Source organism: Desulfoferrobacter suflitae, assembly GCF_022603395.1.
Classification (GTDB): domain Bacteria; phylum Desulfobacterota; class Syntrophobacteria; order Syntrophobacterales; family Syntrophobacteraceae; genus Desulfoferrobacter; species Desulfoferrobacter suflitae.
In genome coordinates this window covers 85,419-110,864 of the sequence record NZ_JAIBKA010000002.1, presented here as the reverse complement: position 1 = coordinate 110,864, position 25,446 = coordinate 85,419, and the positions used below count along the sequence as shown (strand labels likewise).

At 53.6% G+C, this 25,446-nt stretch carries 28 protein-coding genes and 1 tRNA gene; 19 read left to right on the top strand and 10 right to left on the bottom strand.

What is annotated here, in order from left to right:
* Positions 1–74: 74 nt before the first annotated feature.
* The 10 genes from cysK to K1V27_RS03400 form a co-directional block, all read right to left on the bottom strand.
* A complete protein-coding gene (cysK, locus tag K1V27_RS03445; RefSeq protein ID WP_258928130.1) occupies positions 75–1,001 on the bottom strand; it encodes a cysteine synthase A in 927 nt (308 codons plus the stop codon).
* An 18-nt stretch (positions 1,002–1,019) separates the two neighbouring features.
* Positions 1,020–1,652 carry a DUF3786 domain-containing protein gene (locus tag K1V27_RS03440; protein ID WP_258928129.1) on the bottom strand — a complete coding sequence of 211 codons (633 nt, stop codon included), beginning with the start codon at positions 1,650–1,652 and terminating at the stop codon, positions 1,020–1,022.
* A 26-nt stretch (positions 1,653–1,678) separates the two neighbouring features.
* Positions 1,679–2,434 carry a 23S rRNA (guanosine(2251)-2'-O)-methyltransferase RlmB gene (rlmB, locus tag K1V27_RS03435; RefSeq protein WP_258928128.1) on the bottom strand — a complete coding sequence of 252 codons (756 nt, stop codon included), beginning with the start codon at positions 2,432–2,434 and terminating at the stop codon, positions 1,679–1,681.
* A gap of 34 nt (positions 2,435–2,468) precedes the next feature.
* A complete protein-coding gene (gmk, locus tag K1V27_RS03430; protein WP_258928127.1) occupies positions 2,469–3,098 on the bottom strand; it encodes a guanylate kinase in 630 nt (209 codons plus the stop codon).
* On the bottom strand, positions 3,099–3,386 hold the full coding sequence (locus K1V27_RS03425) for a DUF370 domain-containing protein (protein WP_258928126.1): 288 nt from the start codon (positions 3,384–3,386) through the stop codon (positions 3,099–3,101). It abuts the gene before it with no gap.
* A 74-nt stretch (positions 3,387–3,460) separates the two neighbouring features.
* Positions 3,461–4,330: a YicC/YloC family endoribonuclease gene (locus K1V27_RS03420; RefSeq protein WP_258928125.1), complete on the bottom strand. Its 870-nt coding sequence runs from the start codon at positions 4,328–4,330 to the stop codon at positions 3,461–3,463.
* 8 nt (positions 4,331–4,338) lie between these two features.
* On the bottom strand, positions 4,339–4,905 hold the full coding sequence (locus K1V27_RS03415) for a DUF4416 family protein (protein ID WP_258928124.1): 567 nt from the start codon (positions 4,903–4,905) through the stop codon (positions 4,339–4,341).
* 59 nt (positions 4,906–4,964) lie between these two features.
* Positions 4,965–5,138, bottom strand: coding sequence for a Trm112 family protein (locus tag K1V27_RS03410; protein WP_258928123.1), 174 nt, complete (start codon positions 5,136–5,138; stop codon positions 4,965–4,967).
* Between the two features lie 132 nt (positions 5,139–5,270).
* The gene (locus K1V27_RS03405) at positions 5,271–5,573 is read right to left on the bottom strand and encodes a YggT family protein (RefSeq protein WP_258928122.1); all 303 of its coding nucleotides are present in this window, start codon (positions 5,571–5,573) and stop codon (positions 5,271–5,273) included.
* Between the two features lie 442 nt (positions 5,574–6,015).
* Positions 6,016–6,918, bottom strand: coding sequence for a DMT family transporter (locus tag K1V27_RS03400; RefSeq protein WP_258928121.1), 903 nt, complete (start codon positions 6,916–6,918; stop codon positions 6,016–6,018).
* A 395-nt stretch (positions 6,919–7,313) separates the two neighbouring features.
* Between K1V27_RS03400 and rplU the strand changes: the two genes are divergently transcribed.
* The 19 genes from rplU to K1V27_RS03305 all read left to right on the top strand — a co-directional run bounded on the left by rplU (position 7,314) and on the right by K1V27_RS03305 (position 25,442).
* The gene (gene rplU, locus K1V27_RS03395; RefSeq protein WP_258928120.1) at positions 7,314–7,664 is read left to right on the top strand and encodes a 50S ribosomal protein L21; all 351 of its coding nucleotides are present in this window, start codon (positions 7,314–7,316) and stop codon (positions 7,662–7,664) included.
* A gap of 132 nt (positions 7,665–7,796) precedes the next feature.
* Positions 7,797–8,063: a 50S ribosomal protein L27 gene (gene rpmA, locus K1V27_RS03390; protein ID WP_258928119.1), complete on the top strand. Its 267-nt coding sequence runs from the start codon at positions 7,797–7,799 to the stop codon at positions 8,061–8,063.
* A gap of 401 nt (positions 8,064–8,464) precedes the next feature.
* On the top strand, positions 8,465–9,469 hold the full coding sequence (gene obgE, locus K1V27_RS03385) for a GTPase ObgE (RefSeq protein ID WP_258928118.1): 1,005 nt from the start codon (positions 8,465–8,467) through the stop codon (positions 9,467–9,469).
* 147 nt (positions 9,470–9,616) lie between these two features.
* Positions 9,617–10,774: a glutamate 5-kinase gene (gene proB, locus K1V27_RS03380; protein ID WP_258928117.1), complete on the top strand. Its 1,158-nt coding sequence runs from the start codon at positions 9,617–9,619 to the stop codon at positions 10,772–10,774.
* A gap of 9 nt (positions 10,775–10,783) precedes the next feature.
* A complete protein-coding gene (locus K1V27_RS03375) occupies positions 10,784–12,034 on the top strand; it encodes a glutamate-5-semialdehyde dehydrogenase (RefSeq protein WP_258928116.1) in 1,251 nt (416 codons plus the stop codon).
* 20 nt (positions 12,035–12,054) lie between these two features.
* Positions 12,055–12,723 carry a nicotinate-nucleotide adenylyltransferase gene (gene nadD, locus K1V27_RS03370; protein WP_258928115.1) on the top strand — a complete coding sequence of 223 codons (669 nt, stop codon included), beginning with the start codon at positions 12,055–12,057 and terminating at the stop codon, positions 12,721–12,723.
* A gap of 99 nt (positions 12,724–12,822) precedes the next feature.
* Positions 12,823–13,197, top strand: a complete 375-nt coding sequence (gene rsfS, locus K1V27_RS03365) for a ribosome silencing factor (protein WP_258928114.1) — start codon at positions 12,823–12,825, stop codon at positions 13,195–13,197.
* 57 nt (positions 13,198–13,254) lie between these two features.
* Positions 13,255–14,739 carry a M48 family metallopeptidase gene (locus K1V27_RS03360; protein WP_258928113.1) on the top strand — a complete coding sequence of 495 codons (1,485 nt, stop codon included), beginning with the start codon at positions 13,255–13,257 and terminating at the stop codon, positions 14,737–14,739.
* Between the two features lie 116 nt (positions 14,740–14,855).
* The gene (serA, locus tag K1V27_RS03355) at positions 14,856–16,436 is read left to right on the top strand and encodes a phosphoglycerate dehydrogenase (protein WP_258928112.1); all 1,581 of its coding nucleotides are present in this window, start codon (positions 14,856–14,858) and stop codon (positions 16,434–16,436) included.
* 19 nt (positions 16,437–16,455) lie between these two features.
* Positions 16,456–16,896 carry a DUF1844 domain-containing protein gene (locus K1V27_RS03350; protein ID WP_258928111.1) on the top strand — a complete coding sequence of 147 codons (441 nt, stop codon included), beginning with the start codon at positions 16,456–16,458 and terminating at the stop codon, positions 16,894–16,896.
* A gap of 9 nt (positions 16,897–16,905) precedes the next feature.
* Positions 16,906–17,769 (top strand): 4-(cytidine 5'-diphospho)-2-C-methyl-D-erythritol kinase, encoded by an 864-nt coding sequence (ispE, locus tag K1V27_RS03345; RefSeq protein ID WP_258928110.1) that lies wholly within the window; start codon positions 16,906–16,908, stop codon positions 17,767–17,769.
* A gap of 9 nt (positions 17,770–17,778) precedes the next feature.
* A tRNA-Gln gene (locus K1V27_RS03340) sits at positions 17,779–17,853 on the top strand.
* Positions 17,854–17,925: 72 nt separating this feature from the next.
* Positions 17,926–18,864: a ribose-phosphate diphosphokinase gene (locus K1V27_RS03335; protein ID WP_258928109.1), complete on the top strand. Its 939-nt coding sequence runs from the start codon at positions 17,926–17,928 to the stop codon at positions 18,862–18,864.
* 60 nt (positions 18,865–18,924) lie between these two features.
* Entirely contained in the window at positions 18,925–19,578 is a 654-nt protein-coding gene (locus K1V27_RS03330) for a 50S ribosomal protein L25/general stress protein Ctc (RefSeq protein ID WP_258928108.1), read from the top strand.
* Between the two features lie 53 nt (positions 19,579–19,631).
* Positions 19,632–20,225 carry an aminoacyl-tRNA hydrolase gene (pth, locus tag K1V27_RS03325; RefSeq protein ID WP_258928107.1) on the top strand — a complete coding sequence of 198 codons (594 nt, stop codon included), beginning with the start codon at positions 19,632–19,634 and terminating at the stop codon, positions 20,223–20,225.
* 58 nt (positions 20,226–20,283) lie between these two features.
* The gene (locus K1V27_RS03320; RefSeq protein WP_258928106.1) at positions 20,284–22,281 is read left to right on the top strand and encodes a sodium-translocating pyrophosphatase; all 1,998 of its coding nucleotides are present in this window, start codon (positions 20,284–20,286) and stop codon (positions 22,279–22,281) included.
* 324 nt (positions 22,282–22,605) lie between these two features.
* Positions 22,606–23,085, top strand: a complete 480-nt coding sequence (locus K1V27_RS03315; RefSeq protein WP_353740523.1) for a CarD family transcriptional regulator — start codon at positions 22,606–22,608, stop codon at positions 23,083–23,085.
* A gap of 188 nt (positions 23,086–23,273) precedes the next feature.
* On the top strand, positions 23,274–24,302 hold the full coding sequence (locus tag K1V27_RS03310) for a PIN/TRAM domain-containing protein (protein WP_435051658.1): 1,029 nt from the start codon (positions 23,274–23,276) through the stop codon (positions 24,300–24,302).
* Between the two features lie 132 nt (positions 24,303–24,434).
* Entirely contained in the window at positions 24,435–25,442 is a 1,008-nt protein-coding gene (locus K1V27_RS03305; protein WP_258928103.1) for an RluA family pseudouridine synthase, read from the top strand.
* Positions 25,443–25,446: the final 4 nt, after the last annotated feature.

Here is a 25,446-nt window from a genome sequence, read left to right as displayed (position 1 = left end):
GCCTGGTGTGAACACGTCATTCAACGCAGAGTGAACAACAGGAGCTGTATGGCTGAGTGATGTTGCATCGACCGTCACTCAGCAAACAGTTCTGTACTCAGGTAGCGTTCACCCGTACTGGGCAGAATAGCCACCAGTTGTTTACCTTTGTTCTCGGGCCGGGCAGCCACGCGCAGTGCAGCTGAAACGGCGGCGCCCGAAGAGATGCCGCAGAGAATGCCTTCCGATTTGGCCAGATCCCTTGCTACCTCGAATGCTTCTTCATTGGTTACCGTCACGACTTCATCAATGACCCGGGTGTTCAGCACAGCAGGAACAAACCCTGCTCCGATGCCTTGAATCTTGTGAGACCCCGCCTGGCCACCGGACAGCACAGGGGATGCGGCGGGTTCCACGGCAACAGCCTTAAAGGACGGTTTCCGCTTTTTGATTACTTCCGCTACTCCAGTGATGGTGCCTCCCGTTCCCACTCCAGCCACCAGAATGTCGACGGCTCCTGTGGTATCGCGCCAGATCTCTTCTGCAGTGGTCTTGCGATGAATGTCGGGGTTGGCGGGATTGCTGAATTGGTCCGGCATGTAGCAACCGGGTATTTCGGCAACCAGCTCGTGAGCCTTATTGATTGCGCCCCGCATGCCTTCGCCGCCGGGTGTCAGGACGAGTTCGGCGCCGAGATGCTTGAGCAATTTCCGGCGCTCCTGACTCATGGTTTCCGGCATGGTCAAAATGAGTCGGTATTTTCTTGCTGCACAGACAAAAGCAAGTGCGATTCCGGTGTTTCCACTGGTCGGCTCGATGATGGTGGTATCCTTTGTGATCAGTCCGTTCTGTTCGGCGGCCTGGATCATCGCCAACCCAATTCTGTCCTTCACACTGCCTGCCGGATTTCTGAACTCCACCTTCACCAATACATCCGCCAGAAGGCCCCGGGCCAGGTAATTGAGACGAACCAGTGGTGTATGACCAATGGTCTGAGTGACATCGGCAAAAATTCCGCTCATCAATCTTCTCCATTTGATTTAAGGCGTACGGTTGTTTTGTCCGCCACTGCCCGCGGTCATTGATCGGACTCTCCTGGCGGTATACTCGGCCACGTCGGCCAGGCCATCCAATGGCATGAAGTCAATGGCATTGGCTGCAAAAAGACACGTCACGGAAGCAGGGAATTCATCGTCCGGCAGGTGAAAAATATAGTAGAGGGGAATACGAGGCAGCGGATAGAGGGTGAAGGAAAAATCTCCACTGACTGCATCAGCGTTCACATGTCCCGCGAATGAGGCGACAATTTCTTTTTGTTTGTGCGCAATCGCGGGCACATGGGGCACCAGAATACGTTCCGCATTAGCGTAAAATGCTCCATGGTAAGGCAGGCTGCCGGGAAGCTCCTTAAAGGATATGGGAGGATGAATCTGCACCTGTTTATCCACGGTACAGCTGGCATACATGGCCACAAGCAGCCCCTCCGGGCCGGTGGCTGTCTCTTGCCCAAGCACAATGTGATCCCTGCAAAGGGCGCAGTGCCGGCCGAAGGCTTGAAAGTGCAGGCACTCCCGCCGGTGTTCTGCCGGAATACTACGTTCCAGTACCTGGCGCGGTCTCGTCCATGCTTTCTGCAGGTAGTCCTGCTGAATTTTCAAGTAATTTTCACTCATTTACCCCTCTCTCGCGGAAGCTTGAATCATCGCATGGTTCGCTGACGCTGGACCTCGGCCAGGGCAATAGCTCCCGCCGTCGCCGCATTTAACGACGGCAGCGGACCTCGGGGAGCAATTTTCGCCAGGAGATCGCAGGTTTTTCGGACCAGCGGTCGAATGCCCTTCTGCTCGTTACCTACAACCAGGCACAAGGGGACCGACAGGTCAACTTCGTAGATCGTGCTTTGCGCCTCAAGGTCCAAACCGACTACCCAAAGGCCCTTGGTCTTTAACTGCTGGAGGCAGCCCGCGATATTGGTGACTCTCACAATCGGCAAGTAGGCTGTTGCTCCCGCAGCAACCTTAATCACGCTGGCGCTGACCTGGGCCGCCCGGTCTTTGGGAATTATGACGCCGTTAGCGCCCAGAAAACAGGCACTGCGGAAAATCGCCCCGAGGTTCTGAGGATCCTGGATGGAATCAAGAACCAAAAGCGGCTCCAGGGCATCGGTCGAGCGCGCCATAACTTCCTCCAGGGACGCATAAGGGAATTCCGCAGCAAGCAGGGCTATCCCCTGGTGATGGGGATGACCGATCAGCTTGGTCAGCTCGGTGCGGCTCTGGTGCCGCAGTGCAATATTTTTGGCGCGGCCCAATTGAACAAGACGTTCGATCCTTGTGTCCATCCGGCTGCAGATCATTTCCAGGATGGCGATATGCCCGGACTGCAGAGCCGCTCTTACAGGATTGACTCCGGCAATCCAAATGCCTTTACCGGGGGCAGGCTTGGAGTGTTTCATGACTGGCACATTCGGCTGTCGGTCCCTGGCGGATTCAAATGTCACTGATAGAGCGCAGGAAAGGTCTTACTTTCGAGGCTTGAAAAGCCATTTTGCAGTGGCAGGCACGGAGTATTGCGGCAAGATCCGCAACCGCCTCCTCGAGATCGTCGTTGACAATGATGAAATCGTACCATGCGGCCTCTGCCAGTTCCTTTCGAGCCACAATCAGGCGACCGGCAATTTTTTCCGCAGACTCGGTGCGGCGTGCCTGCAGCCGTTCCCGCAAGGTATCGATTGACGGTGGCAGGATGAAGATTGTGTGTGCCGGCGGGAAAGCACAACGCACCTGGCGAGCGCCCTGTACATCAATATCCAGTATCACGTCCTGGCCTTCCTGCAGCCACGTTTCTATCGGGGCACGGGCCGTCCCGTAATACTCTCCATGCACATGCGCCCACTCGAGAAAACGATCGGCGCGAATGTCCCGGACAAATTCCTCTCTGCTCAGGAAGCAATAGTCGCGCCCTTCGATCTCTCCGGGGCGAGGGGCGCGGGTGGTGGCGGAAACAGAAAAACACAAATCATTCCGGCTGGATTGCAGACGCCGAATCAAAGTTGTCTTACCCACCCCCGAAGGTGCTGAAATCACAAACAGTTGTCCGATATTGTCGAGTTTTCGCATCTACTTGCTTTTTTCGCGCTTGAGGAGATTGGCTTCTTTGACGGAGTTGTCCGAAAGAAGGCGTTGGGCAATGGTTTCCGCTTGAACGCCTGAAAGAATCACATGATTGCTGTCCGTTATGATAATCGAGCGAGTGCGTCTTCCCATGGTGGCATCGATCAACTTGTTCGACTGCTTGGCGTCTTCCTTGAGCCGTTTCATTGGGGCTGAAGCAGGGGACACAATGGCCACGATGCGGTCCGCCACCACAGTATTCCCGAAGCCGATATTGAGTAGTTTCCTGTCCATATAGACCTCAATTTGATCCTGGAAAGAGTTCAATGCTGTTTTCAGTCATGTGAAGCGGCCATTATTGGCAGAGCTTATTCAATGTTTTGAACCTGTTCGCGCAATTTGCCTATCTCGCCCTTCATCCTTACGATGCTTTGAATGGTCTCGAGATCTCCCGTCTTGCTGCCGATGGTATTGACTTCTCTGTGCAGTTCCTGGGTCAGGAAATCCAGTCTTCTGCCGTCAGCCGGTTGCGAACTCCGAAGCAAACCGTCGAACTGTTGCAGGTGACTCTGCAGTCGAACAATTTCCTCATTGATATCCGACCGTTCAGCAAAGTAAGCAACCTCCTGCAAAAGTCGATTTTCGTCAACCTCGGTTTCGCCAAGCAACTCCTTGATTCTGTCCCGGATGCGGCTTTGATACTCCAGCAATACTTCCTGCTTGCGCTCCGCCACAAACGCAAGTTCTCGGTTCAGGGCAGACAAGCGATCCTGGCAGTCCTGGAACAGGGACACGCCCTCTCTCGTTCGCATCGCGACAATTTGCCGAACGGCTTCACCAAGAGCATCGTTCAAAACCTCTTTTAAAGTATCATGATCAACAATTTCCTTTTGGGCTTCGAAAAGATAGGGGATGCTGAGGAGATCGCCGAGTCTGGGGGCATCGCTTGCGGGCAGCTGCGCATGCAAGTCCTGGAGTTGTTGCCAGTACAATGTGGCGATTTCCAAGTTGATATGCGGCGCTTTTTGCTCGACGGAAGTGGGTTCAATTTGAACGGAAACCTCCACGCGACCGCGGCGAAACGCTCGCGAAATCTGCTTTCGGATGACCGCTTCCAGATCAGAGTAGTTCTTGCCAATCCGAACCACAATATCCAGATTGCGGCTGTTGAGCGTCTTAACCTCGACCGTTACGGCATATCCGGACGACTCGCGCTGCACCCTCGCAAAAGCTGTCATGCTGCAAATCACGGAAAATCTCCCTGCTCCCTGGGGGCGCTCCTCGGTAATCGTTGGGTGCGCTGATAGCGGAGTTTCTGACGCAGCACACCGAGGAAGTGCAGCAGGTCAGGTCGCCGATAATCGGGATAGGTCCAGGGCAAAACTCTGTAGGAACCCTTTTGATAGATCAGGGTCAAATCAGCAAAAATCCCGTCGCGCAGGTAAATGCGATGGGTGTAATTTTTCCCTGTGGCCAGCACAAGTCTCTCTTCTGTAAGGAATCCGGGATCGATATTGACTCTCCTGCAATGGTCCTGGGCCAGTCGTTTTTCCAGTTGGTTGGTGAACAGCTTGATGTCCGGCAGCAATTCCGGTTTCATCAGTTTTTCAAAGCTCGCCGTTTGCCGATAAAGAGTTGGTCCCATCTCCTTTTGGTAGTAGTTTGTATAGTCGAAAAATTTAGGCTCGGTCAGAAAATCAACGGGACCAAATTGCTCGTTGAGCGAAATCAATGTCTTCATTTGAACGTCAACTTCGCGAAACAGTAATCCCACAATGAGTTTCGCATCCTGTGGTTCCCGCGGCACGCTCATGAATTGCACTCACCATCCGGAAGTATTTGCGCAATCGGATTTTTTCTGTGATCCGATTGTCATTTCTCCAAAGGTTTGGCCTCCTCGATCAGCATGATGGGGATACCATCCCGAATTTCATACAGCAATTGGCAGTGATCGCAGATCAAGCCATCCTGACTTGCATTCAAACGGATGTCGCCTTTGCACTTGGGGCATGCCAAAATGTCTAACAGCTCTTTGCTTATACTCATTGTCCAATTCCCGTCTGGTTTGGCGCGCTTGCACCCGCCGGCGCACCGAATTCAGCGATGCTTTGGTGTTGTCGAAATTAACTGGCCCCGGGGATGAGGCAGTCATGGGCTCGGCCTGGTACCGCACCAGCTTCACACTCCGAAGCGCAGGGCCAATCCAGCCAGGGAAGGTACCAGGAAATTATCCAGAAACATTATAGCCAGAATGGCCAGCAAGGGAGAGAAGTCGATACCGCCAAACGCTATGGGGACCCTTCTTCTGATGGTAGAGAGTACCGGTTCGGTCACATTGTAGAGAAACCGAACGATAGGATTATACGGATCAGGATTCACCCAGGAGAGTATTGCGCGGGCGATGATGATCCACATATAGAAGGTTAACAATAAATGCAGAATTTTAGCCAATGCAAGAAGCAGATTACCTATGACGAACATTTTCCACCTTTTCAAATCCTGGATCTAAACCGAATGTTTGCCGCTCTTACCCATGAATCCAACGTGGCGTGGTCATGCATCAGCCTGTACGCTTATGGCGACCTGAATCTATAGCTTCCAAGAAATGTTTTTGGTCGGGTTGATTCACGCGTTGGGCGTGACGAAACCCAACGCCTGTTTAGCCGGGTTTCGTACCTCAACCAGCCCCATTGAAAGCCAAAACATTTTGTTAAACACTCCAGCGATGCCTGCTGCGCAGGCCGGCAAGCGCCATTCCGGCGTGGCGGTATTGCGCCTGCATGACGCAGGGGTCATGAACGGAATCGTCAATATCATGAACGAGTCGGCCCAATCCCATGATCGAAGTCAAGCTACTGTTTTTATGAATAGTTGTCAATGTTAAGCCGGTCGTGGGTGGAAAATAATATGCCGCCGGCCAGAGCTATGCCGATTCTTTTCCGCTTGGCGTGAGAGCCAGGGAACAGAGGAGAATACCTGTTCCAAGGGTGATCAAGCCGATCGCTTTGAAGCCCGAAACGGATTCGCCAAAAAAAACGAAAGCCAGTATGGTAGCGCCTATCGGTTCTCCCAGGATGAGGACGGCTACCACGGTGGCGGACAAGAATTTCAACGCCCAGTTGAATGTGCTGTGACCGATCAACTGGGGTATGACTGCAAGGAGCAGCAAAAACAAATAGGTCCTCTGGGAAAATCCCATCAATGGGGTATCCGTCAGTAGGCAACAGACCAGTAAGATCAGAGCGGCTGCGGTATAAACGGCGAAAATATAAGCCGTCAGTCCCAGGGATCGTCTGACAAAACGGCCTGAGAGAAGATAGCCGGCCGCCATGAGCGCGCCCATGATTGCGAGGATATCCCCACGCAATGCATCTTTGGAAAAAGTGAAATCGGTGCCCGCAACCAGTATGCTGCCAACCAGCGTGATCAGGATTCCCCGGATGACTTGTTGAGAAGCTTTTTCCTTAAGGCAAATGGAGGAAAACAGCGCTACAAACAGTGGGGTCATACTAACAAGGGTCACCGAGCTGGCAACCGAAGTTAGTGTTAAGGAATGAATCCAAAATATGAAATGACCGGCCAGAAAGCCGCCGGATAAGGTGGTGAGGAGCATAGTCTTGCCATTCCACCGATCCTGTTTTCTATCGTGCCACAAAAAGAAATAGGGTGCCAGAAGAACCGCCGCCAGACCCACTCTGAAGGCTGCTATGGAAAGCGCGGGTGCGTCTGCCATGCGTATTAAGATCGAAGCCACGGAAATAGAGAGTATCCCTACTGACACCATGGACCACAGCACAAAGGAATTACCGGGGTCATTTGGTTTCATGCTGTTGGTCCGCTCGGGTCGCTCATCAAGTAGCGTTCTGCGCGAAGGCAAAGGGGATAAATCAGTCCGGAAAAAAACCTTGACATGGATTTGTCCTTTTGATTATACAAAGACGTTTAAGAATTACAATTCTAAGAGGAGGCGCACCATGCTTAAAAGCCCTTGCAGGGATTGTGATCGATCCAATGAAGACAAGAACAAGTGTTTAGAGAACTGTGAGAAGTTGCGAGAATACCAGGAAATGCTTCTGAAGCAAGGAATTTATGCAACAATGTAGCAAAGGACCTTCACCATTATTCGATAAGCGGCCGTGAAGGGCCGCTTTTTTTGTCCAGATTCAGGCCGGACAGCGAAACAAGGTTTGTGGTTACCGAGAGAAGTCGGAGGATGATCCCATGTATGCTATTTTTCAGTCGGGTGGTAAGCAGTACGAAGCCAAACCCGGAACCGTGGTAAAAGTAGAGAAATTACCGGGCGAAATTGGCGACCAGGTGGTTTTGGACGAGGTACTGCTGGCGGCCGACGGCGACGAAGTCCAAATCGGACAGCCCGTGGTGCAGGATGTGGTCATTCAGGGCCGCATCGTGGAGCAGAATCGATATAGAAAGATTATCGTCTTCAAGCACAAGAGACGCAAGGATTACCGCAAGAAACAAGGGCATCGACAGCACTATACGGCGGTGCTGATTGAAGCCATCAATAAGCAGGGCGCACAGCAAACTGAGACTGCTTCCGCAGAATTGTAAGCAAGGGCATGACCTGTTCGTCCACCCTGTGTGGCGTGGTTAACCAAACCAGAGGAAATGATGTGGTTTGCCGGTCCAGGCGGAACTCGTTGTTGAGAGAGTCGGCGAATCCACAAGCGTAAGGAGTAATCAATGGCGCACAAGAAAGCAGGAGGAAGCTCCCGCAACGGCCGAGACAGTGCCGGGCAGCGCAGGGGAGTAAAAAAATACGGCGGCGAATTTGTTCGTGCGGGGAACATACTGGTTCGACAATTGGGGACAAAGTTCCATGCCGGGAGGAACGTGGGGGTGGGTAAAGATTACACGCTGTTTGCCCTCACTGATGGAATAGTTGCCTTCGAATATAAAGACAAGACTCGCCAAAAAATCAGTGTTCACCCGCTTTCCAGCTCCAACTAGGCTGCTTTTGCGCGCCGTCCGCGGTCAAACTATTATCGATAGGCAGCGGCATCAGGGTTGCGAACAACGGGTGTGCACAGTCAATACCCAACCAAAATTGATCGTTTCGAAGATAATGTTTTTGGTGCAGGGGGGGTTGAGTCATGTGTTTCGCGAGACTCAACCCAACGCCTATTGTGCCGGGTTGAGCAGCTCAACCCGGTCCGCCTGAAAACCAGGATCATTTTCTTAAGCACTCTTAGGATGCGATAGTCTCCCCAGTTTAGCAGTTCCTCTGTTTTTGACAGGGAACTGCCGGGCTCATCCGGCAACTCTCCCCGCGAAGATGAGTGGTACGATTCGATCCGATGAAATTCCCGGCAATTTTTGAGAAGCAGTTCATTTAGACTTTTGGGTGACCAATGCGCTTTGTAGACGAAGTCAGGATTCGCTTAGAGGCCGGCAAGGGGGGGCAGGGTTGCGTGAGCTTCCGCCGTGAAAAATATGTGCCGCGTGGCGGACCTGATGGGGGGGACGGCGGCAAGGGCGGAGACATCTACCTTGAGGCTTCCGAACGTAAACACACCCTGCTGGATTTCCGCTACCGCCACTCTTTCATTGCACCCCCGGGCAAGCATGGACAAGGACAGAACAAACACGGCAAGGGCGGACAGGATCTGATACTCGAAGTTCCAGTGGGAACGGTCGTAAAGACGGTGGATACCGGAGAAGTCATTGCCGATCTGAGCAACCCAGGTCAACGGTGGCTGGCTGCCGGAGGAGGCCCGGGCGGGAAAGGCAATGCGCGCTTTGTCACTTCCGCAGTGCGAGTTCCGCGCTTTGCTGAGGATGGGTGCGAGGGGGAGCGCAAAGAACTGGTTCTGGAACTCAAACTGCTGGCGGATGTGGGACTGGTGGGGCTTCCGAATGCTGGGAAATCTACACTGATAGCCGCCATATCTGCAGCCAGGCCGAAAATTGCCGATTACCCATTCACCACCTTGGTGCCCAACCTGGGAGTTGTGCAGTATGCCGACTCTCCCCCTTTTGTGGTGGCCGACATTCCTGGATTGATCGAAGGGGCGCATCAAGGCGTCGGTCTGGGAACACGTTTCTTGCGCCACATTGAACGGACTCGAGTTCTGTTGCACGTGATTGACATTTCACGGATTCCCCGGGCGGAACCCCTGCTGCCGTTCAACCAGATTGAGAATGAGTTGGCTTGTTATTCACAGGAGATCGTTTTGAAGCGCAGGGTGATTGCCCTCAATAAGACCGACCTGGTAGCGGATGCGGGAACGATTGAGACGATCGCCTCAGCCTATCGCCAAACAAAGCACCCGGTAGTCGTTATCTCGGCTTTGCAACGAGAGGGACTGCAGGACTTACAGAAGCTGTTGGTGCAGATCCTCAATTCTGTGGAATGATTTTCGGCCATCGGGGCAAGCTGCCCCAGGACGATCCCAAAGTCGACATGTGCAAATTGGTTTGCTGTGTTTCCCCATTTTACTGTTAAAATAACTCGCGTCGACTGAACAACAACCTTACACAGCCTGACTTCACGGAGTTTCAACGTGTCCCAGGATTCTGCAGAACGCCGCACCATCTTTGATCGATGCCGCCGTTTGATCATCAAGATAGGCAGTGCCGTCTTGACCGGTCCGCGCGGCTTGAATTTGGTCATGATCCACCGCTTGACCGACCAGATTGCCGAGCTCAAGGAAAAGGGACTGGAGATAGTGATCGTCACCTCTGGGGCGGTCGCCTCCGGAGTGAGAAAGGTGGGGCTGACCGAGCGCCCGCGAACTATCCCGCAAAAGCAGGCGGCGGCGGCGGTCGGTCAGGGTTTTCTGATGGAGGCCTGGGAGGGGGCGTTCAATAAATTCGAACTGCTGGTTGCCCAGGTGCTGCTCACTACTGAAGATTTGGCGCACCGGCATCGTTACCTGAATGCTCGAAACACTCTGGAAACGTTGCTTGACTGGGGTATATTGCCCATAATTAATGAAAATGATACCGTGGTGGTCGAGGAGATCAAGTTTGGCGACAATGACCAGCTTTCAGCCATGATTGCCGGCCTCATCGGGGCGGATCTCGTGATCAATTTGACGGACACGGAAGGGCTGTATGAATGCGATCCCCGCCTGGATGCTTCGGCAAACCTGATCCAGCTGGTGCGCGGGGTCGATGCGCAGCTTATGGCTTGCGCCGGTTCAGGCTCGGGGCCGATTGGCACCGGCGGGATGTTGACCAAGATCAATGCCGCCAAAAAATGTCTTGCCTCCGGAATACCGATGATCATTGCACCGGGTAGAGAGCGCGATGTGATTCTGCGGCTGTTTCAAGGGGAAATGCTTGGCACCCTGTTTGTTCCGAAAAAGCGCATCTACCAGGGCAGGAAGCTGTGGCTGGCTAATCTGCCCAAGCCAGCCGGCGACATAATTTTGGACCAGGGTGCAGTCAGGGCACTGAAAGAGCATGGCAAGTCTCTTCTTCCCATAGGCATTGCCGAGGTGCGCGGGAGCTTCGGTGTCGGGGCGCCTGTGCGTTGCCTGGATGAGGGAGAGGCGATTGTCGGCATCGGTTTGAGCAACTACAAGTCGGCCGAGATTGAGCTCATAAAGGGACATCATACTGAAGACATAGAGAAGATAATTGGCTACAAGCATTCCGATGAAGTGATTCATAGAAATAACTTTGTGCTGACTGGTAATATCGGTGACATGGAATGAGGATCTGCTATGCGTGAGAAAATTCGAGAGATGGGGGAGCGTGCGCGTGAGGCTGCACATTTCATGGCAAAAGCAGGCAGTTCGGTCAAACGGGAAGCCCTCGAGCAAATGGCCGCCAATCTTGCAAGAGAGCACGAAGCCATCAACGCGGCCAACGAGATCGATCTCGGGCAGGCGCTGCAAAAGGGGTTGCCCCAGGCCAAGGCCGACCGCCTGAGGCTGAGCGAAAAAGTGGTGAAGGAAATGATCGACGGTTTGCGTCAGGTTGCGATGCTGCCCGATCCGATAGGCGAAGTGAACCGCATGTGGATCAGGCCCAATGGGCTCAGGGTGGGAAGAATGCGCATCCCGTTGGGAGTTGTTGGAATCATTTACGAATCCAGACCCAATGTGACGGTCGATGCCGCTGCGCTGTGCATCAAGGCGGGCAATGCGGTGGTGTTGCGAGGTGGGTCGGAGGCATTTCATTCCAATAAGTGCCTTGCGGACATCCTGTGTAAATCTCTTGCCGCTGTTGGGCTTCCCCCAGCCGCCGTCCAGCTGGTGGAGACCACCGACCGGCAGGCGGTTTTGGAGATGCTCAAGCTCGAGGAATGCATTGATGTGATGATTCCCCGGGGAGGCGAAGAGCTCATCCGCTTTGTGGCTGAAAACGCCCGCATGCCGGTTTTGAAGCATTACAAAGGGGTGTGCCATGTCTATGTGGATGCCAAAGCGGATCTCTCGATGGCCGAAAATATTTGCTTGAATGCCAAGGTGCAGCGCCCCGGTGTATGTAACGCCATGGAGACTCTTTTGGTCCATGGGGAGGTTGCGGAAAGTTTTGTTCCCCAGGTGGGCAAGAGTCTACGGGATGCAGGGGTGGAGATTCGCGGCTGCCAACGGACCCGTGCTTTGCTCTCCGACTGCACAGCGGCCGGCGAGGAAGACTGGTACGCTGAATACCTGGACCTCATATTGGCTGTGCGGGTGGTGGAGAGCATGGATGAGGCGATTCGGCATATCACCAAGTATGGTTCACAGCATACTGAAGCCATTGTTACTGACGACTTCGCCACAGCACACCGATTTTTGCAGGAAGTTCAATCATCCTTGGTGCTGGTCAATGCGTCGACGCGCTTCAATGATGGCTACCAGCTTGGCCTGGGTGCAGAGATCGGCATTTCCACATCGCGTCTGCATGCCTTCGGCCCCATGGGCATCGAAGAGTTGACCACGACCAAGTTCATTGCTCTGGGCGCCGGCCAGCTGCGTACATAACGCGTCGGGAGTAATGGCACATGCCTCGACGGTTGGGCATATTGGGCGGCACCTTCGATCCGGTGCATTTGGGGCACTTGAGAATTGCGGAGGAGGCTTCAGAGCTCTTGGGATTCAGCCGGTTTGTTTTTATTCCCGCAGCTGACCCGCCCCACAAAGGGGGGCAGTGCATCACCCCTTTTGAACATCGTTGGAAAATGCTGCAGTCAGCTGTCCGTGGTAATTCCCTGTTCGAGCTTTCCGATCTGGAGCAAAAATCATCCGGAAAATCCTATACCGTAGTCACTTTGACCAAGTTGACTGAAACCATCCCGGCAGATACCCAGCTCTATTTTCTGGTGGGTTTGGACAGTTTCATGGAAGTCGATACCTGGTGGCATTATCGGGAATTGTTCGAGTTGGCGAGAATGGTTGTTGGGCGGCGGCCTGGTTACCCCGAGGCGCTGCTGCAGGAATTCGTCCGGAAAAAAATCTCAGCCGGCTACGCATGGGACGATCAGGCCAGTGCATTCATTCACCCTCGATTCTTGCCCATCCACTTCATTGAAAACACTTGCATGGGGATTTCTTCGACACAAATACGTCGGCTTGTGCGGGAAGGACGATCCATCCGCTACTTGGTGCCCGACGATGTAATGAGTTATATTGCAAAAAACATTCTTTATGCGGCGCCGGAAAGGGAATGCTGAAAGTCCGGTCGTGCTTGGCGGTGACCGCAGTAACATTCCAGCTGCTGAGACTTTGGATGGTGCGTGTATCAAATGAAAGAAAATGAGAAACACAAGCAAATGAGTGCCTTGGAGAAAGCTTTGTTGTGCGTGGCGGACGTCAGCGAACACCAAGCACAGGATTTGGTCGTCCTGGATGTCTCCAAGCTTTCTTCCTTCGCCGATTATTTTGTGTTGTGCAGCGGCAGATCAAGCCGGCAAGTGCAGGGAATAGCGGAAAATCTGGCCGCTGCATTGCGCAAACAGGGCATCCGGCCCGACGGAATCGAGGGCGCGCGAGAAGGCCACTGGGTGCTGATGGACTACGGGGATGTGATCGTGCACATTTTTTATGAACCCGTCCGGCTCTTCTACGATTTGGAAAGTCTCTGGTCTGAGGCGGAGAGATTGCACCTGGACCAGCAGGAGACCGGTTCCGAAATCAACACTATCTGAGGGAGAGTTATGAAGGCAATGACCTTATGCAGGAGACGAAGGAGACCGTTATCCTTGGTGACCATTCTCTTGTACTGTGCTTTCGTTAACTTGTTTCTCAACCCTAATTTGGCATCGGCGCTTGACCTCAGTGATGAGAAGGAGTTGGGGCGTAAAGTTTTGGAGCAAGTGAAAAAGCAAATGCGTCTCATCGACGATGGTGAAATCGTGACCTATGTGCAGTCGGTCGGCAATAGAATTGTCAAGCAGTTGGGGACCACCCTTTATGATTACCAGTTCTTTGTTGTTGATGCGCCCGCCGTGAATGCCTTTGCCGTTCCGGGCGGATACGTATTCGTGTATCGAGGATTGATTGAAATTCTGCAGAGTGAGGGGGAGCTGGCAAGCATCATCAGTCACGAATTGGCGCATATCCAGGCGCGGCACATCGAGCGCCGCATGCAGCACGGTAGAATGGCCACCGTTGCTACCCTGGTGGGGGCCCTGGCCAGTGCATTTTTGGGGCTTCCGGGAAATGCGGCCGGCGCTGTCATGATGGGAACGATGGCGGGCTCCCAGAGCATGCAGCTGAAGTATAGTCGGGAGAATGAGGAGGAAGCCGATGAGCTCGGTTTTCGTTTCCTCAGGGATGCGGGATACGACCCCGGCGACATGGTGAAGGCCATGCAGGCGCTGGGCAAAAATCGTTTCAACAGCAGTGGCGGCGTTCCTTCCTACCTGTCCACTCACCCGCTCACCAGTGAGCGCATCCAGTACTTGCAGGTCATGGTGGACAATTACCGCAAAGACCATCCGGACGCTGTCGTCAAGAACTCCACCAGCGATAAGGAGTTCAATCTGATGCGCGCTGCACTGGTGAGCGAATATTCTGATCCGCGGATTGCAGAGCAAAAATTTAAAACGGAATTGAATCGTGGCCGGGATGCATCGGCCTATGGATTGGGGCGTTTGTACCTTCGAGAAGGGCAGATGGATGAGGCGATCACGTATCTTCGCCAGGCCGCAGGGCGCCATCCGGACAGCCCCATGGTTTTGAGCACGCTGGGTTCCGCCTATTATCAAACCGGGCAACTGACAGAAGCGCAAAGCGTGCTGCAATCAGCCCTGCTGCTGGATTCTTCCTCGACCAGTGCCAAGTTGCGCCTGGCCCTAGTGCTCAAAGAACTGGGAAAGAGAGAGGAAGCTCTGCAGAATCTTCAACAGATCGAAAAATTTGCCCCCAGCTTTCCCGAAATCGACTATCATCTCGGTGTTCTTCTCGGTCAGATGAATCAAGTGGGCCGCGCCCATTACCATTTGGGGCGATATCATCAGCAAAAGAACGATTTTGCTGCGGCGTCTTTTCACTACAACAAAGCGAGGACTTTACTGGCAGGAGACGCAAGACTGCTTGCCGAAATCGATGAGCAGCTAAAAGACATGGGAAAAGGGAACCGCAAGGTGGTGAGCGACAAATTCCACGATAACGTCAAACAAAAGCCCATGTCTGGTTTCAGATTCAACCGGCCTTGGACATTTGCAAATCCCGGCATTAGACCTTGACGATGCGATCCATGTGATGCTAACAAACTCGCTTACCTGTTTGATTGGACTGAATGTTGGTGGCTAGGATGAGCAACCTTTCACATGACAGAGCGGTATGATCTTGGGAGGGGGAAATGAGAGTTTTAGTCAGTGATAACCTCGCTGAATCCGGCATAGAAAGGCTTCAGAACGTCCCTGAGTTGGAGGTGGAAGTAAACACCAGCCTGACTCACGAAGAGCTGCTTCAAATCATTAAGGAATATGATGCCCTGGTCATTCGCAGTGGGACCAAGGTGACGGCCGATATCATCGAAGCCGCGGTGAATTTGAAGGTCATCGCCAGGGCGGGAATTGGTCTGGACAATGTCGATATTGCCGCCGCCAGCAAGCACGGCGTGGTGGTGATGAACACGCCTGAAGGAAACGTCATTACCACTGCCGAGCACACGATCGCGATGCTCCTGGCGGTCAGTAGGAACATTCCGCAGGCCAGTGCTTCACTTAAGGCCGGCAAATGGGAAAAGAAGCGATTTCGTGGCAAGGAAGTCTTCAACAAAGTTTTGGGTATCATCGGGGTCGGTCGCATTGGTCGGATTGTGGCGGATCGTGCCAAAGCCCTCAGGATGCATGTGATCGGCTATGACCCCTACATCAGCTCCGAAGTGATCGATAAGCTTGGAATTGAAGGAGTTTCCCTGGACGACGTATTTGCCAGGTCCGACTACATTACGGTGCACACTCCCATCACTCAGGAAACCCGCAATATAATCAATGCGGAAGCTTTCAAGAAAATGAAGAAGGGAGTGTTTGTCCTCAACTGCGCTCGTGGCGGGATTTTTGATGAAAAAGCCCTGTATGATGCCATCCAGTCGGGAATTGTGGCGGGAGCCGCACTGGACGTCTTCACCCAGGAGCCGCCGGTGGACAACCCTCTGCTGAGCCTGGAGCAGGTGGTGGTTACGCCTCACTTGGGCGCCTCTACCGACGAAGCGCAGGAGAATGTGGCAATGGCGGTGGCCGATCAGGTCATTGATTATTTGCTGGGCGGCACCATCCGCAATGCGGTCAATGCGCCGAATATCGACGGTGCCGTGCTGGCCCGCTTGCGGCCCTATCTGACGTTGTCGGAGAAGCTTGGAAGTCTGCTCATGCAAATCACTCGGGGGGCCATTGAAGAGGTTTCCATAGAATATATCGGCGAAGTCACGTCGCACGAAACCCAGCCGCTCACCATTTCGATTCTTAAGGGAATGCTTTCTCCTATTCTCGGCGATATGGTCAATTTTGTGAATGTTCCGATTCACGTCAAGGAGAGGAATATTCGGGTGACGGAAGCGACCAGGAGTGAAGCGGAAGACTTCACCAACCTCATCAATGTGTACGTTAAGACATCCGAAGAAGAAAATCTTGTGGCGGGCACCATTTTCGGCAAAAGGGACGCGCGCCTCGTCCGGATCAATGATTTTCGCCTTGAAGCGAATATGGAGGGGCATCTGGTGCTCATTTACAATATCGATACCCCTGGAACTATCGGCGCCATAGGGACTTGTCTTGGCAGGCATCAGATCAACATCTCCATGATGGATGTCGGGCAGGTGTTGGAAAGAGGTCAAAATATTATCTTCCTGCGCACCGACACGCCCGTTCCGCAGCACGTAGTGGATGAACTGTTGGCCATGGAAAATGTAAATGTAGTGCAAGTTCTGGAACTCTGAGCGCAAGGAGAATAAGGGGATGGAAGAACAGGGACCTAAAGGATTCACAGTCAAGGACCGTCGCAAAGTCTCGATGCAGGACGTCGATCGCGAAACGCCGCAGGCGGCGACTGCGGACCCAAAGGAAGGACCCACGAGCGAGCAGCAGGAGAAGGCTGAAAGGAGATTTGACCAGGCATCTGAGAAATGTGAGCAAAAGAGGAGCACGCCTTTGCCCGAGGTTTCCTTCGCTACCTTCATCCTGTCGCTAAGCTCTTCTGCTCTTGTGCATTTGGGCGAAATTCCCGATCCTGCATCACAAAAATCCGAAATCGATTTGCCCATGTCCAAGCAAATCATAGACACCATCGGCATGCTGCAGGAAAAGACCACAGGCAATCTCGATCCAGAGGAGGAGCGGCTGGTCAAGACTCTGTTGTATGATCTGCGGATGCGCTATGTGCAGAAGTGCCAGAAATAGGCGATCGAGTTGCCGATTCAAATCAGCATACCTGCAAAAATCAATTTGTGGCTCGAAATACTCGGGAAGCGCAGTGACGGTTATCACGAGCTGTCCAGCCTCATGCTGCCCATCGGAGTGTATGACCATCTGCAGTTGGATCATCGCTCGGCGGGTATTCAGCTGGCCTGTTCTCACAGGGAAATCCCCTCCGACCATAACAACCTGGCACACAAAGCCGCACGGTTGTACCTGGCAAGAGCGGAAAGTGGTTCGGGGGTGAGCATTCTGCTGGACAAGGGCATTCCGGTGGGAGCGGGATTGGGCGGGGGAAGTGCCGATGCGGCTGCCGTCCTGTTGGCCATGAACCGGCTTTTCCAAAACCGGCTAAGTCTCCAAGAGCTCTCTGAGATGGCTCACATGTTGGGTGCGGATGTGCCCTTTTTCCTGCATCAGAGTCCCGCGTTGGCAACGGGAATCGGCGAAAAGATCGAGCTCTTGGACGGCGTTCCAGAGTTTCCCATAGTACTCATCAAGCCCCCCATCACGGTATCCACCGGCTGGGTCTACCAAAGATTGAAGTTGACAAGAGGCGTGAGCCGCATTAGAATTTCGACGTTTTTGGCTCGTCCCTGGCAGCTTCGAGATTTCCTGGAAAATGACCTGGAATTCGTCACGCTGCACGAATATCCTTTGTTGAACAGCATAAAGGAATGGCTTGAAAATCACGGAGCCGAGGGCACTTTGATGAGCGGCAGCGGGCCCACTGTATTTGGGGTCTTTGCCGACGAGAGCCGGGCACAAGGAGTAGGAAAACTGGCGGAAATCCGATGGAAAGGGTGCTGGGTCGCGACCACGAAAACCCAATCCGCTCCCGCTGGCGTTTTCAGGTAATCGAGTGTTTGGGGTGTCGCCAAGCGGTAAGGCACGGGTCTTTGGAACCCGCATTCGGAGGTTCGAATCCTCCCACCCCAGCCATTTTTTTTATGTAATCGATCGGGGCAGGCCCGGTTGCCGATAGAAGTGGGTGATGGAATTTGAGATCTGGCAGTGCGTAACAAGGCGCTCATAGTCATAACGGGCAACTCCAACCCGCTGCTGTCCCACAGCGTGTGTTCGATCCTTGGCCTGACAGTGGGGCAGGCTCTGGTGGGGCGATTCAGCGACGGCGAAGTTCGAGTCGAGGTCAACCAGAATGTGCGCGGGTTGGATGTGTATGTGATTCAGTCGCTGTGCCCGCCGGTCAACGAAAATCTGATCGAGCTTCTGGTGTTGGTCGATGCGCTCAAAAGGGCTTCGGCCAGGCGGATCAACGTAGTGATCCCTTATTATGGCTACGGCCGTCAGGATCAGAAGGATAAGCCGCGGGTGTCTATCGCCGCCAAGGTTGTGGCCGACCTCTTGACCGTTGCAGGGCTGGATCGACTGGTGACCATCGACTTGCACGCCACTCAGATTCAGGGATATTTTGATGTTCCGGTAGATCATCTGTATGGAACCGAAGTTCTGGTGGAGGATGCAAAGGATAATCTGTTCGGCGATGATACGGTTGTCGCTCCGGATGCCGGTGGGGTGGAGCGGGCAAGGGTCTTTGCCAGCCGACTCAACGTGGATCTCGCCATTATGGATCATCGAGGGACGGAGGTTTGTCCTTCCTCTTCTATCGTGGGAGAGGTGAAAGGGAGACCGGTTATCATTTTGGACGATATGGTAGACACGGGGCAGACCCTTGTGCGAGCCGCTGAGGCGGCTCAGGCGGCAGGGGCTTCCTGCATCAATGCTTACTGCGTGCATGCGGTGTTGTCCGGTGACGCGTTGCGGCGTATAGAGCGCTCCCCGATTCGGTCTTTGACGGTAACGGATACCATCCCGCACAGCAAAGAAATCGCTCAGTCCGGCAAGCTGCGTATCGTGAGCATAGCGCCCCTGCTGGCGGAGGTCATCAAACGCGTGCACAATGAGGACTCGGTGAGTGCCCTGTTTCGATAAATCAGCGGTAGGAACACCCGTCTATTGCGGGGTGATCGCGTTTTTGGAGGTGTCTAGAAAATGAATGTGGAACTTGCGGTCGAAGTGAGACCCAGAACAGGTAAAGGAGCGGCGCGGAGTTTACGCCGGCAGGATAAAATTCCAGGGGTGATCTATGGCCCCAAAGCGGTCCCTCTTCCCATATCGGTTGCCGACAACGCTTTGGAAAAATTGTTGAGGGAGATGGGCGAGGAGAGCAAATTATTAAAGGTGACTGTTGCCGATGGGCAATCCCGGCAGATGCGCCAGGTGTTGATTCGTGAGGTGCAGGTCCATCCAGTTCGGCGCCAGTTTCTTCATGTGGATTTTTATGAAGTGCCGCTGGATCACCCGATCGTCGTGGAGGTTCCGGTGGAAGTGCTGGGTGAAGCCGCCGGCGTGCGAGATGGAGGACTCCTCAACGTGATCAGGAGGACCTTGGCGGTTCGCTGTCTGCCCGGCGATATCCCGGAAAAGGTTCAGATCGATGTGAGTTCGTTGGAAATAGGGTCCACAGTTCACGTGACTGATTTGATTCAACAAGTGCCTTTCGAGCTGGTGGATGAGGCACACCTGACAGTGGTGACCGTCAATGCTCCGGAGGCAATTGCTGAACCAGTTGAAGCCGAGGAGAGTGAAGAAGCGGCAGGAGAGAGTGCAGAAACTGCAGAAGGAGAGGAGGTGACAACTGAATAAGGGACACCGGGTTGTTAAACCCGCAACCGGCAGCTGAGTCAGTTTGACAGCTTATGGGGGAACAGGTAAATATCCAGGCTTTATTCGGGCTGGGGAATCCCGGTAAGGAATATGCCATGACTCGGCATAATGTCGGATTCCAAGTGTTAGATCGACTGGCAGAAACCCTTGGTATCAGCCTGCAGCAGCGCAAGTTCAGGGCAAACTGGGGGACGGGAGTATTCGAAGGGCGGAAGATTTTTCTTTTTGAGCCACTCACTTTCATGAATCGAAGTGGCGAAGTGGTGGCGGAAGTATTGAAGTATTTTGCGATTTCAGTTGATCGAATGTTGGTGATACACGATGATTTGGACTTGCCACTCGGACGTATGCGGTTGGTTTCGAGAGGAGGAGCAGGTGGGCATCGTGGAGTGGCGTCTATCATCCAACACTTGGGCCGGCAGGATTTCTCCCGGATGAAGCTGGGGATAGGAAGGCCTGGCAGGGGGGAGGCAGTTGAGAGTTATGTTTTGCAAGCCCCTTATCCCGACGAGGCGCCTTTGTTCCAGGAAATGGTACGACGCGGCGTCGATGCTGTGCAAGTGGCTTTGTGTGTTGGTTTGGATGCTGCCATGAACCGGTTCAACCGGCATGAGCCGCAGGTTTGACGGCTTTTTTTTGAGCCTACAAGTTAAAATTTGCACAAAGTAAAGGAGGTTGGAATCTATGTTAGGTTATACGGTATACGCACCGGCGCTGGGTCTAGCTGGCTTGATCGTTGCTTTTCTGATCTACGGTTGGATCAAAAAGCAGCCCAACGGGTCAGATCGCATGAAAGAACTGGAAGAAATGATTCACACGGGTGCCATGGCTTTCCTGAAGACAGAGTACTCGGTGCTGGTCGTCTTCATTGCGGTGGTGGCTGGCTTGCTCTATTTCTTCATCAATCATCAAACTGCTTACGCTTACCTGGCCGGCGCTGGTTGTTCGATTCTGGCCGGCTACACCGGCATGAGCGCTGCCACGCGCGCCAACAGCCGGACCTCCTGGGCTGCCAATCAGTCCGGGCAGGCCAAAGCTTTGACCGTGTCCTATTTTGGCGGTGCGGTCATGGGTTTGGCGGTAGCGAGCCTTGGACTGCTGGGCGTTGGAACGTTCTTCTACCTGTACGGTGGAGATCCGGTGACCGCCAGCTACATCAACGGTTTCGCCATGGGTGCCAGCTCCATCGCACTGTTTGCTCGTATGGGCGGTGGTATCTACACCAAGGCGGCGGACGTTGGAGCGGATTTGGTGGGTAAGGTCGAAGCGGGAATTCCCGAAGACGACCCGCGCAACCCGGGTGTCATCGCCGACAACGTGGGTGACAACGTGGGTGATATCGCTGGTATGGGTGCTGATATTTTCGAGTCGTATGTCGGATCTATCATCGCTACCATCGCCATTGCCGCCACCATGTCCGATGAGGCTCTCATGGGTGCGGATCGCCTGGCCTGGATGGCCATGCCGCTGCTGACGGTTATGGCCGGGTTGCTTGCCTCTTTCGTAGGTGTTTTCAGCCTGAAAGCCATGGCGAGCATGTCGCCTCAAGCGGCACTGCGCTATACTACCTTTGTGGCGGCCGGTATCTTCGTTGCCCTTGTCTATTACTTGAACACTGCGGTAGCCTTGCCGTTCGGCGTATTCTATGCGGTTGTGTCCGGGCTGGTTGCAGGTATCGTCATCGGCTTGTTGGCGGAATACTACACTTCGTCCAAGCCCGTTTGGAAGATTGCCGGCCAGTCCGAAACCGGACCGGCCACGGTCATCATCGCCGGGTTGGCGGTAGGTATGGAAAGCGTGGCACTGCCGGTACTTGGAATTTGTGCTGCGACCTACTTCGCCTACATCTCCGCTGGCGTTTATGGAATCGGTATTGCCGCGGTGGGCATGCTGGCTACCGTTGGTGCGACCATGACCGTTGATGCCTATGGTCCGATTGCTGACAATGCAGGCGGTATTTCCGAAATGGCCGAGCTTGGCCCGGAAACCAGGGAAATCACCGACAGTCTGGATGCTCTGGGCAACACCACGGCAGCCATTGGAAAAGGCTTTGCCATCGGTTCTGCGGCGCTGACCGCGGTGTCCCTGTTCGTAGCTTTCAGCCAGGCTGCCAAACTGGATGTCATCAATATCACCGACCCATACGTCATCATCGGCGCCTTCATCGGCGCCATCGTGCCGTTCCTGGTGGCGGCCATGACCATGACCGCTGTGGGTGACGCGGCGTTTGACATGGTCGAGGAAATTCGTCGACAGTTCCGTGAAATTCCCGGCCTGATGGAAGGAACGGGCAAACCCGATCCGGCCAAATGCGTGGCCATCGCCACCAAGGGCGCCATCCGCAAAATGATGCTGCCGGGGTTGGTGGGTGTAAGTGCGCCCGTTATCGTTGGGTTCCTGATCGGATCCCATGCGTTGGGCGGCATGTTGCTCGGTGTGACTTTGGCCGGTACCATGCTGGCGCTGTTCATGTCTAACGGCGGAGGCGCCTGGGACAACGCCAAAAAGTACATTGAAAAAGGTCATTTTGGCGGTAAGGGCTCAGCCAATCACAAGGCTGCGGTTGTCGGCGACACTGTAGGCGATCCGTTCAAGGACACCTCGGGCCCCAGCATGAACATCCTGATGAAGCTGATTTCGGTTATTTCACTGGTTATCGCACCTTTGTTGGTTGTCATGTAATATTTGACAATTTTCGCAGGTGAGTTGAGCCGGTTCCCTCCAGGGAACCGGCTTTTTTTTGTAAATGCCGGTAAGCGAAACATTCTTTGCTTTCACATTGTTTTCGGAACTGATAAATTAACTAATCGGGATACTTTAGTTTTCATTGGATCAGTTGGGACTTTGATGCACAACCATCCTATGCACCGCATGCCCGTACTTGGGATCTTCTCAGTTTTCCTGGTTTTCACAGGACTTTGCATGGACTGCGGCTGATGGTACAATTAAGTAATTTTTCCAAAAGCTTAAGCAAGCCATGGCAGGAATGGAAGCATGGAGGGTATGATGTTTAAAATCGGCGACTTGGCTGTTTATCCCGCCCATGGGGTGGGAAAAATCGAATCCATTGAAAGCAAGAGTATTGGAGGCAATCGACAGGACTTCTACATAATGCGTATCTTGGAAAACGACATGAAAATCATGATCCCCATCCAGAATGCGGAGTCGGTAGGGCTAAGAGAATTGATAGCGTCCAAAGATGTCGCCAAGGTCTACGATATTCTCAAAACAAAAGAAATTGCGGTCAACGGAGGCACGTGGAACCGTCGTTACCGCGAGTATATGGAAAAGATCAAGACCGGTTCCATCTATGAACTGGCTGAAGTATTGCGGGATTTGACGGTGTTAAAAAACGACAAGGAGCTCTCGTTCGGCGAGCGCAAAATGCTCGACACGGCACGCGGGCTTCTCCTCAAGGAACTTTCCATTGTGTTGTCCATCAGCGAGGATCAGGTAGAGAAGAACATTGTCGATATGCTGCAATAGGCGTCAGCCTTACTCCATGCTTTTCCGGGTTACTGATTCTAGCTTTTCAGGTTGCTTTCAGGTCCAGGTACAGCTTGCTCCGGCACCGCGTTTGTAGAGGAACGGCTGACCGGAAATTTCCAATTGTGACGTAAGCAAGATCCAGTTTAGGATCGATATTCAGACCGAGATGAAAGGAGGTGATTACGTTGAGATGGGCCTGGCTTGTGCTTAGAATTCTTTTGTTTGTTATCTGCAGCGTTGGCGGCTATCTCATAGCAGCCCAAATGGATACGCTGGCAAGGTTCTGGTGGGCGCCGTGGGCCGGTTTGATGGCCGGTGTGCTGTTTGCCCTGGCGGCGTTATCCGTGGAAAAGCTCATCAAGCATATTCCTCTGAAGGTCATCGCAGGAGGCACAATCGGCCTGGTTGTCGGCCTTTCCATCGCCAAGCTGATCAGCTTCACCTTCACCGGGTTGGAAAATCCTACGATCAGGGTCGCAATCTACGTCATCTTATCTTGTATTATAGGTTACATGGGTATGGTTTTAGGGAGTATTAAAATTGAGGAATTGCGTGTTCCCAACTGGCCCTGGTTTGGAAGAGCCACGGTGCGCGGCGGGCAGGTAAAGATCCTGGATACCAGCGTGATTATAGACGGCAGGATCGCCGACATCGTGGAGACGGGATTTTTGAGTGGGTCGCTGGTGATACCCGAATTCGTCCTGCAGGAGCTCCAGCACATCGCAGATAGCTCGGACAGTACACGGCGGGTGCGCGGACGTCGTGGGTTGGATGTGATCCGGCGGCTGCAACAGGAAGAGTTGGCCGACGTACGTATTGAACGGCAGGATTTTGAAAATTTGAGCGACGTGGACGCAAAACTGGTTGCGTTGGCGCTGCGCCTCAACGCCAAGATCGTGACCAATGACTACAACTTGTCAAAGGTTGCCGAAGTGCAGGGCATCAGGGTGCTCAACATCAATCAGCTGGCGAATGCCCTCAAACCGGTTGTGCTTCCCGGCGAGGTGCTGCGTCTGCAAATTCTCAAGGAAGGCAAAGAGCAGGGACAGGGAATTGCTTACCTGGAGGATGGCACCATGGTTGTTGTTGAAAACGCCAGCAGATATCTGGGACGCGAGGTGGAGGTCTCGGTTACAAGTATTTTGCAGACTACCGCAGGACGTCTGATTTTTACTACCATTAAGGATGCCGAATTGAGTCGGCACCAGCACTGATTTCTTGTTTTTTGAACGGGCATCGGATGCCGAGTACCGATCATCTCGCATCGGATGCCCCTGGTTTGCTTCTGTGGATGCGCCGGGCGCGCTGCCCGCGCAAACTTGAACCACTGCCTCGAACGGCTCGCAATGTCTGGTGAAAAAGAACCCAACAGTACTCGCCCCGCAATCGGACCCGCCCTTCCACCCGACCATGTTCTGGTAGCCGGTGAACAAGACGTGGGAGTGCGTCTGGATTTGTTTCTCTGCCGGGTAATTGATTGTTTTTCCCGCAGTCAATTCAAGAAGATGATTCAAGAACAGCGGGTCCTGGTCAACCATCTGCACAACAAGCCGAGCTATGAGCTGAAGGCGGGAGACATCATCCGGGTCCGGCTGCCGTCCACAAAACAGGATGATGCACTGGTTCCAGAAAAAATGCCGCTGGATATTCTGTACGAAGATGACGAACTGCTGGTCGTTAACAAAGCTCCTGGAATCGTTGTTCACCCGGGTGCCGGACATGAACGGGGCACCTTGATACACGGGATTCTGGCTCACGCTCCCAAATTAGCCATGCAGGGAGCTCCAAGAAGACCGGGAATCGTTCATCGGCTTGATCGCGACACCTCCGGTGCCATGGTGGTCGCCAAAACCGAGAGAGCTTATCTCAGCTTGATCCGACAATTCAAAGAGCACACGGTGAAGAAATTCTACATGGCTCTCGCCTATGGAAATTTCGCAGAGCGGGAGGGCGAGATCAGGGTGCCACTGGGTCGGCACCCCACTGAGCGCAAAAAGATAGCTGTACTCCCAAACAGAGGAAGGGAAGCGGTGACCCGCTGGCAATTAGAAAAGCAGTGGGAGGAGGCCGTTGCTCTTTTGCTGGTGACCATAGAGACCGGGCGTACCCATCAGATCAGGGTCCACCTTGCCCATGTGAATCATCCTGTGGTGGGGGATCAAACCTATGGGGGTGGCAAAAAAAGAGCGCGTTCATTGAGACGTAAACAGATCCAGGATCTGCTGGTCGGCGTCGACAGGCAGATGCTGCATGCTTGGCGGCTTGCTTTCTGTCATCCGGTTTCGCATGCCGACCTGTGTTTTGAAGCGCCCCTCCCCGATGATTTCAAGGGTATTCTCGACGGGCTCCAGTAGTGCT